This is a genomic window from Anoxybacillus pushchinoensis (genome assembly GCF_900111795.1).
In the GTDB taxonomy this organism is placed as follows: Bacteria; Bacillota; Bacilli; order Bacillales; family Anoxybacillaceae; genus Anoxybacillus; species Anoxybacillus pushchinoensis.
The window spans coordinates 1-8,121 of sequence record NZ_FOJQ01000075.1 but is presented as its reverse complement, the minus strand read 5'-3'; the positions used below and the strand labels follow the sequence as shown (position 1 = coordinate 8,121).

At 37.7% G+C, this 8,121-nt stretch carries 9 protein-coding genes and 1 pseudogene; 4 read left to right on the top strand and 6 right to left on the bottom strand.

Going from position 1 to position 8,121, the window contains the following annotated elements; all coding sequences use genetic code 11:
• From BM213_RS13390 to BM213_RS13370, 5 genes are all read right to left on the bottom strand, one after another.
• On the bottom strand, positions 1-234 hold a 234-nt coding region (locus tag BM213_RS13390), incomplete at its 3' end, for a DUF4277 domain-containing protein (RefSeq protein ID WP_143091209.1).
• A complete protein-coding gene (locus BM213_RS13385) occupies positions 192-644 on the bottom strand; it encodes a PCYCGC motif-containing (lipo)protein (RefSeq protein ID WP_091704968.1) in 453 nt (150 codons plus the stop codon). The genes BM213_RS13385 and BM213_RS13390, both read right to left, overlap by 43 nt.
• Before the next feature lie 253 nt (positions 645-897).
• Complete coding sequence (locus BM213_RS13380) at positions 898-2,301, bottom strand: nucleoside recognition domain-containing protein (protein WP_091704964.1); 1,404 nt, start codon at positions 2,299-2,301, stop codon at positions 898-900.
• Complete coding sequence (locus tag BM213_RS13375; protein ID WP_091704961.1) at positions 2,279-3,007, bottom strand: FeoB small GTPase domain-containing protein; 729 nt, start codon at positions 3,005-3,007, stop codon at positions 2,279-2,281. Before BM213_RS13375 ends, BM213_RS13380 begins: the two co-directional genes overlap by 23 nt.
• Positions 3,000-3,251 (bottom strand): FeoA family protein, encoded by a 252-nt coding sequence (locus BM213_RS13370; protein WP_091704971.1) that lies wholly within the window; start codon positions 3,249-3,251, stop codon positions 3,000-3,002. Before BM213_RS13370 ends, BM213_RS13375 begins: the two co-directional genes overlap by 8 nt.
• Before the next feature lie 367 nt (positions 3,252-3,618).
• On the opposite strand from BM213_RS13370, the gene BM213_RS13365 reads away from it, so the two are divergent.
• From BM213_RS13365 to BM213_RS14740, 4 genes are all read left to right on the top strand, one after another.
• Complete coding sequence (locus tag BM213_RS13365; RefSeq protein WP_167357420.1) at positions 3,619-4,215, top strand: ZIP family metal transporter; 597 nt, start codon at positions 3,619-3,621, stop codon at positions 4,213-4,215.
• 90 nt (positions 4,216-4,305) lie between these two features.
• Positions 4,306-4,629, top strand: a complete 324-nt coding sequence (locus BM213_RS13360; protein ID WP_091704956.1) for an ArsR/SmtB family transcription factor — start codon at positions 4,306-4,308, stop codon at positions 4,627-4,629.
• 18 nt (positions 4,630-4,647) lie between these two features.
• Positions 4,648-6,750: a heavy metal translocating P-type ATPase gene (locus tag BM213_RS13355; RefSeq protein WP_091704954.1), complete on the top strand. Its 2,103-nt coding sequence runs from the start codon at positions 4,648-4,650 to the stop codon at positions 6,748-6,750.
• Between the two features lie 73 nt (positions 6,751-6,823).
• Positions 6,824-6,964 (top strand): hypothetical protein, encoded by a 141-nt coding sequence (locus BM213_RS14740; RefSeq protein ID WP_167357419.1) that lies wholly within the window; start codon positions 6,824-6,826, stop codon positions 6,962-6,964.
• A gap of 933 nt (positions 6,965-7,897) precedes the next feature.
• Here the strand turns inward: BM213_RS14740 and BM213_RS13350 are convergent.
• Positions 7,898-8,121: pseudogene (locus BM213_RS13350) on the bottom strand (UPF0236 family protein); the annotation flags it as partial.

The window sequence follows — 8,121 nt, the reverse complement described above, 5'->3', positions numbered from 1 at the left end:
AATCAGCTTCGGCAAATCGATGTCATGCGCCCATTGTTCCAAATGAACGAGCGCTTGCCGGCCGCTCAAGATATCCAGAACGATTAGTTTGACGATATCGCTGGCTCGAGTTTGGCATTGCGGATCCACGGGAACGAGACGATCAATCAACTGAGGAAGGTCAAGATCTTTGAACAGGGCGCTTATTATATTCAAATAAGAACTTTCATAAATGGCCCGAATTTGAACGTCCATGATGAGCAAACTCCTTTGCTTTCCTTGTGTTCCAAGGTTTTATTCGACAGGAAGATAAAAAAATCCTCCCGATTTTTGTCGAGAGGGTGCGAAATGTGAGTTTTAAATACGAAGCAATCATAATTATTTTTATGACCAGAAGATTCACCGCAGCCACAATAACACGGAATATTTTCAAGCAATTCTCTATTTTTCGCTACGCTAACGTATAAGTTTTTCATTTCTTTCGGTTTATCATCCAAGAAACTTGGTAGAACCTCGATATTTTTTGTTTCTTCTACAATATCTCTGCTCACTGTTTGCTGATGCCCTTGTTTGTTGTTTCCTGATTCTTGTAGCGAATTAGAGCAACCAACAATTAGGAGAGTGCTTAATAATGTAATAGGGAAAAGTTTTCTGTAACTTAGCATTTTGTATCCTCCTGACAATAAAAATTAATAAATGAACATATATTCATAAAAGGTACGTCACTATTATACACGTTTTCTTAAAACAGGGAAAAACTTTTTTGGTTGGTATTTGCATTTTGGAAAAGCTCAATATATAGCCGCTACATAAGGATATGAGATACTACAGATATGAAAATAGGATCTGTTCTCTCTAATGTGATACGGTAATAATGAAAGAGAGACAGATCCAAATAAGAATAAGTTAACTTCTTAATTAAATTAAGCCTAATAAGCGAACAATTTGATTGATAACAAACGTGATAGTTATTGCTAAAACAGTAGGAATGGCAAAAGCAGCAAATGTCCATTTCTTACTTTTTGTTTCTTTATAAATGTTAATTAGTGTTGTACCACAAGGATAATGTAACAAAGAGAATAACATTGTATTTAATGCCGTTAACCAAGTCCAGCCATGGTCAATAAAAATTTGTTTTAATGTACTCATATCTTCAATTTCTGTTAATGCTCCTGTTGATAAATAGCCCATGAGAAGAATCGGCAAAACAATTTCATTTGCCGGCAATCCTAATATGAATGCCATAAGAATAAAACCGTCAAGCCCTAAGCTTTTTGCGAACGGATCTAAAAAGTGAACTATGGTAAGCAAAATGCTTGTATCGCCGATGTACGTATTGGCTAAAATCCAAGTTAAAACCCCCGCTGGTGCAGCAACAGTTACTGCACGTTTCAGTACATAAAACGATTTATCAAGCGTTGCCCGAACAATAGTATTCCAAATTTTAGGATTACGGTAAGGAGGTAATTCTAACGTATAGTGGGTTGGTATTCCTTTTAATGCCGTTTTTGATAAAATCCATGAAACGGATAATGTCACAACAATACCGAAAAGGACCATTCCGACTACGACAGCCGCTGTCACCATCGTACTTAGCTCGTCTGTAAAGCTTGCCGCCATAAAAAGGGACGATAATAAAATGAGAGTCGGCCATCTCCCATTGCAAGGAACGAAATTGTTCGTTAAAATGGCAATCATTCGTTCGCGAGGCGATTCAATAATTCGAGTGGACATAATCGCTGCAGCGTTACATCCAAATCCCATTGCCATCGTAAGTGATTGTTTTCCATGTGCACCTGCTTTTTTAAATAAACGGTCCATGTTAAAGGCGACACGAGGCAAATAACCGTAATTCTCCAATAAAGAAAAAATCGGGAAGAAAATAGCCATTGGTGGCAGCATAACGCTCACAACCCATGCTGTACCGCGATATAAACCTAAAACGAGAATGCCATACAGCCAGTCTGGCGCATTAATAGCTTTGAATGCTAAAGTCAAATACCCTTCCAACCAGCCGAAGAAATTCGCTAGCATGGACGACGGAATGTTGGCTCCAGCGATGGTAATATAGATGACAACTGCCAACATTGCCAGCATAATAGGAAATCCCCAAATTTTTGATGTGAAAATTCGGTCTAGTTTTTCCGTTGGGTTTGGCTTTTCTTTTTGATTGTATGAAACTACGTCATTACAAATCTTTTTCGTTGTTTGAAAAATGTGACTAACAATTCTGTCACGAGTCTGGGTATTTGATAAAGACTCTGCATATTTCACTAATTCTTGAAAACTTTTTTCGCGGTTAACAGCTGCATGAGTATCCATTTGCTGTCATCCTCCTTACTGATGAATGATAGTCCCGCTTCAACGCATCTAAAAGGCTGTGATCTCCATCTAATAGACGTAAAGCAACCCACCTTGCCGGATACTCGGTTCCGAATAATTTAGTTACTAAGGGTATTAATTTAGCGATTTTTTCTTCGATGTCTGGACCGTATTGGAGTTTAAGTGGATTTGTTTTAATTTTTCCGTTTACCATTAGGTCGATTGTTTTCAAAAGTTCATCGATTCCTTCACCGTTTCGTGCCGATATTGTCAAAACTGGAACACCTAATTTTTTGGATAATAATGATTTATTAATCTCGATTCCTTTTTTTCTAGCTTCATCAATTAAGTTAATACAGACAATGACTTGATCTGTCATCTCAAGCACTTGTAAAGCTAAGTTTAAGTTGCGTTCAAGAGCGGTAGCATCAAGCACGACAATAGTTACATCTGGCTTTTCAAATATAATAAAATCTCTTGCGACTTCTTCATCTGCCGAATTGGACAATAAGGAATAAGTTCCGGGTAAATCAATGATTTTATAAGTTTTATCATTATAGGTAAAAGAGCCTTCAGCGTGAACAACCGTTTTTCCGGGCCAATTCCCCGTATGTTGTCGTAGACCGGTCAATGCGTTGAATAATGTGCTTTTGCCTGTATTCGGGTTTCCAGCCAAAGCGATACGCCATTCTTTGTCTTCAGTCATTCTCTATGACCTCCCCAAATATTTTGCTACTTTCTTCTTCGCGCAAGGCAATCATTGTGTTGTTGACCCGAAAAGCGGTGGGATCTCCTAGTGGACTTTTTTGTTGCACACTGATAACTGCTCCGGGAACAAAACCTAAATCAAGCAATCTATACCGCATCGTACCAATGAGCTCCAATTGTACAATTTTGAATTTTTGACCGGGACTACAATTAGAAAGTGGAACAAGTTTGGTAGAATCCATCATATTTTACCTCCAGACAACAATTTGTCTTTAACTCATAATTTTTCTCTAAACCAACTTTTAATCATATCATATGCACTAGTTTGATTTTTGTCAACGGAAATGACCTTGTACAAATTTAGTGCAGGAAGGCGGAAAGAAAAGGGTGTTTTTTATGTTGATAAGACGTGTTTTGCTAAATTCATGCATAAGGATAGATGAAAATGAATATGGACAAAAGGAAGGGTGACATCATGGAAGAAAGAACAATACTAGTTGTTCCGATCATTACCATTTTTATAATTACTTTGGGGGAATTTTCAGCTTTTTATTCCGTTTTATTTTAGGAATGAAGATAGAGCGGATTTTCGTTTTCTGCGGCGGTCTGTTGCTCGGATTAATTCTATTCGAATTGCTTCCAGAAAGTTTTACTCAGAACAGCTGGATGGGAATTGTCTTAGGGGTATTAGCAGGTATTTTATCGATGAGTATAACTGAGAACTTATTACATAGAAATTTAAATGTGGCCAATGGAAGCCTAGAGTATATGCATTCTTTTATACTTTTGCTTGTTGCAATTGGCATTCATAACTTGCCAACTGGTTTGGCGTTAGGGACCACGATGAAAACCGAAGCATTTTCTCTTTCTTCACTGTTAGCCGCATTGATTCTACATCATATCCCTGAAGGAATGGCTTTAATGGGGTCAATGGCATTTGTAGAATCCTCATCCGTATTGTTTGTAATTAGTGCTGTTTTTTTGGCTATTGTTCTGGGTGCAAGCATTTTTGCCGGATTTCTAATTGGAGACCATTCTTATAAACTCAATACCCTCTTGTTCGGAGGAGCAATTGGCACTTTATCATTTGTAACATTCCATGAAATCTTATGGAAAGCCAAAAGAAAAATGAAATTTCATGAGTTTGGGCTGTATGTATTACTTGGTTTATTGTTTATCTATATGTTTTTATTACGTATTCATTAATATTGTTTGACAGTGTATAGAATATTATGATACTTTTTTTGTAGAATATATGAGAATATGTTCATATATTAAATATAGGAGGAATATTTTATGGAAGAATCTAAACATACACCATCTGTTGATAAGGATTTAGACGAGGAAACCTTATTTATTGTTTCACAAACGTTTAAAGCATTAAGTGACCCGACGAGAATTAGAATCTTATATTTACTATCACAAAAGGAGTATTCAGTGAACGAAATTGCTGAAAAATTGTCGTTAGGACAATCAGCTGTGTCACATCAATTGCGCTTTCTAAAAAATTTGCGCCTTGTTAAATACCGACGCGCAGGAACGACGCTGTATTATTCTCATGACGATAAGCATGTCATGAACATCCTGAAACAAACAATTGATCACGCGAGACATCATTAAAAAGGCAGGGATTTTATCATGGAGGAATATCGAATACAAGGCTTGTCATGCGCTCATTGCGCTGCCGAAATCGAGAAGAAAATTCGGAGTTTAGAACACGGGGAATCAGCAACACTAAATTATAATACAGGAAAACTAAAAATTGATGAAAAAGTTGATTTAAAACAAGTCGAAAAGATTTTATCCGAAGACGGAGCATTTATTGAAAAAACTGAGGCTCATCATCATGGACATGAGCATTCACATCATCAAGGAGCCAATTTAAAGTTTTTGCTTATTGTTTCGACTGCTTTATACTTCATAGCGTTTTTCCTTGAGAAGCAGACAAACAGTTTTCTAGTGATCGGTTTGTACTTAATTGCCATGTCTATTAGCGGATATCAGACGTTTTTGAAAGGTTTAAAAAACTTAGTTAAACTGAAATTCAACATTGATACGTTAATGACCGTGGCATTAATTGGGGCCATCTCCATAGGAGAGTGGAAAGAAGCAACGGTTGTTGCCATTCTTTTTGGATTAAATGAATATCTTGAAGGCGTTGGAATGGAAAAGGCCAGAAAGTCGATGGAAAAATTATTGGAAGTGGCTCCAAAGCAAGCGACAGTATTGAAAGATGGCATAGAGAAAGTGGTTCCTATTGAGTCCCTTCAAGTAGGAGATATTGTTTTAGTAAAACCCGGAGAAAAAATTCCTTCGGATGGAGTAGTTGTGGAAGGTAAAAGCTCCGTGAATGAGGCTGCCATTACGGGGGAGTCATTACCTGTTGAAAAGGAAAGCGGAGAAACGGTATTTGGCGGAAGTATTAATAACGAAGGAATTTTGAAAATTGAGATTACAAAATCATATGAGGATTCATCATTAGCAAAAATTTTACATTTGGTCGAGGAAGCGCAGGAAACAAAAACACCAACGGAGCTGTTTATTAATCGTTTTGCCAAATATTATACTCCACTAATTATGATTGTTGCCGTTTTAGTTATGGTGATACCTCCACTATTTTTGGGTGCTGAGTGGAACAAATGGTTTTATCAAGGTTTAGCCGTTTTGATTGTCGGATGTCCGTGTGCGCTAATTTTATCTTCACCGATTGCGATTGTTTCTGGGATTACAAGAAATGCCCGTAATGGGATTCTTGTAAAAGGAGGAGTATTTCTTGAGCAGTTAGGAAAAATTAATGCGATTGCCTTCGATAAAACAGGAACTCTTACAAAAGGAGAGCCCCATGTTGAAAAAGTAACGGTTTATATAGAGGATCAAGATGAGTTCTATCGGATTATTGGTTCGATTGAGAAAAATTCATCCCATCCGTTGGCCAAGGCAATTATGAAAAAAGTGGTTGAGACAGAAGTCGCTTTACATGATCCGGAGGAAATCGAAACGGTTTCTGGACAAGGGATCATCGCACGTATTCAAGGTAAACGATATTGGGTGGGGAATGAGAAAAGTATTTCGCATTTACAAATAACAGAGAATGTGAAAACCGATATTGAGAAAATGAAAGAAGAAGGTTTGACGTTAGTATTGCTTGCTGATGAACGTCAAGTGATGGGGCTAGTCGGAATTTCTGATGAAATTAGAGAAGAAAGTAAAAGCGTAATTAAGGCGCTCCACCAAGCGGGTATTCAACATACAGTGATGCTGACAGGTGACCATCCAAAAACAGCAGAGAAAGTGGCACGAAAAGTGGGAGTGACAGAGTATTACGCTAATCTGTTACCAGAAGATAAAGTGGAAAAAGTAAAAGAATTAGCGTTAAAAGGAAAAGTAGCGATGATTGGTGACGGTATCAATGATGCACCTGCTTTAGCAACAGCCGATTTAGGCATTGCAATGGGAAAAGGTACTGACAGCGCAATTGAAACAGCAGACATCGTTTTAATGCAAGACCATCTTGGAAAACTACCGAGCGCTATAAGAACTGCTAAAAAAGTAAATCGTATTATCAAACTAAATATTTCCCTTGCATTAGGTCTTAAATTATTAGCTCTATTACTGACTATTCCGGGCTTGCTTACACTCTGGATTGCTATTTTATCCGATATGGGTGCCACTATTTTAGTTACTTTAATTAGCTTAACGATTTTGTGGGAGAATAAAGAACATAATGTAATAATTAGATAAAATACATCTAAGTTTTCGATGTATTTGATACACGCATAAAATTGCTAAAGATTAACCATTGGTGGGAAAACGGATGAAACCAGAAAAAAAGGAATCGAAAATGAAAAAGAGCATAGAACAAATCATTGAAAAGTTTAGAAAGAAAGGCATTCAAGTAGAGAAGGTATTATCAAGAGCAAGCATGACAAGAAAGATTAAAGGTGTTCTGTTATAAAAGTCATATGTTTCTTACGAAATTAAGTAAGAGGGGGGGCGGGGCGACTCCCCCTTGTCTTCTCACACCACCTAGCACGCGGTCCCGAACTAAGCGGTTCACTAACCTTGATGAAGTTCAACATATCTCTGCATAATGTTCTTGAGTCCTCGGATTGCCAATATGCAATTCCGAGGGCTTTGTTTTGTGTAAATGAGAAATGTGTGTCGTGAGCCATGCTTTTTAGGTAAAATTGTCATCTTTCCGTTCATGTGTCCACCCAAGCTTACTGAAATAGCCCTTGGCGGCTTTGGACTTTACCTTGTCTGGCAGGCTCGTCCGGCTGTCCCAGCTTCTAATTTGGTTCGTGTAATCTAGTGTCTACAAGCTTCATCCAGATTCTACCTCACGAAAGACACCTTCGCATTTGGTTAGCCGTAGACGCTCGACGCTCGCTTATATAATAGTAAAATTTCATTGAATGATGTTTAAACATAAGAGGAAGAAACATGAGGCTGCGATGTTTTATTATGAAAGGGCTAATTCAAGTAAAAGGAATCCTTTTTTAATTCAAAATTCCTATTATTCTTTTTTTACACAATTATTAAACTCGATTAAACAAGACTTAACATTTCCCCAATACAATTGTTCTTGAAAATTTTTGAGGAGCATTCCTGTTAGAAAGGTTTTCGGGGACTTGAAAGAAAAAAGCCCTCTTGGTATGATGCAGGGGTGTCAACAAACACCTAACATCAGACCAAGGAGGACTATACAATGAATTATACACAAAATCGCAAAATTGAACAAGTCACCGACCAAACGTGTTTGAGTCAAGACTTTGTAGGAGATTTTTTTCTCGACCGATTTTTTTGGTTATATATGGTTTTATAAAATCGTTATATGTAAGCGCTTTTACTTACTCTCATCCTGTAGGTATGTGCGTTTTCTCTCGTTTTAAAAACCTTTCAATGCTTGCAATGCCTCGTAAATCGGTGTCCCTGAAGATTGGCGAAGGTATGGGATGTTATCTCGTACCACTTCTGTCATTTGCGTTTGCACGCGCTTCAGTGCCTTTTTCACGATCGTTTCTCGTTTCGTTTCTTCTCGTTCTTCCACGCCATACATCACTCCATCGCGTGTCCGAATGAGTAACGTATCTTTTATCGCGACGATCGCTC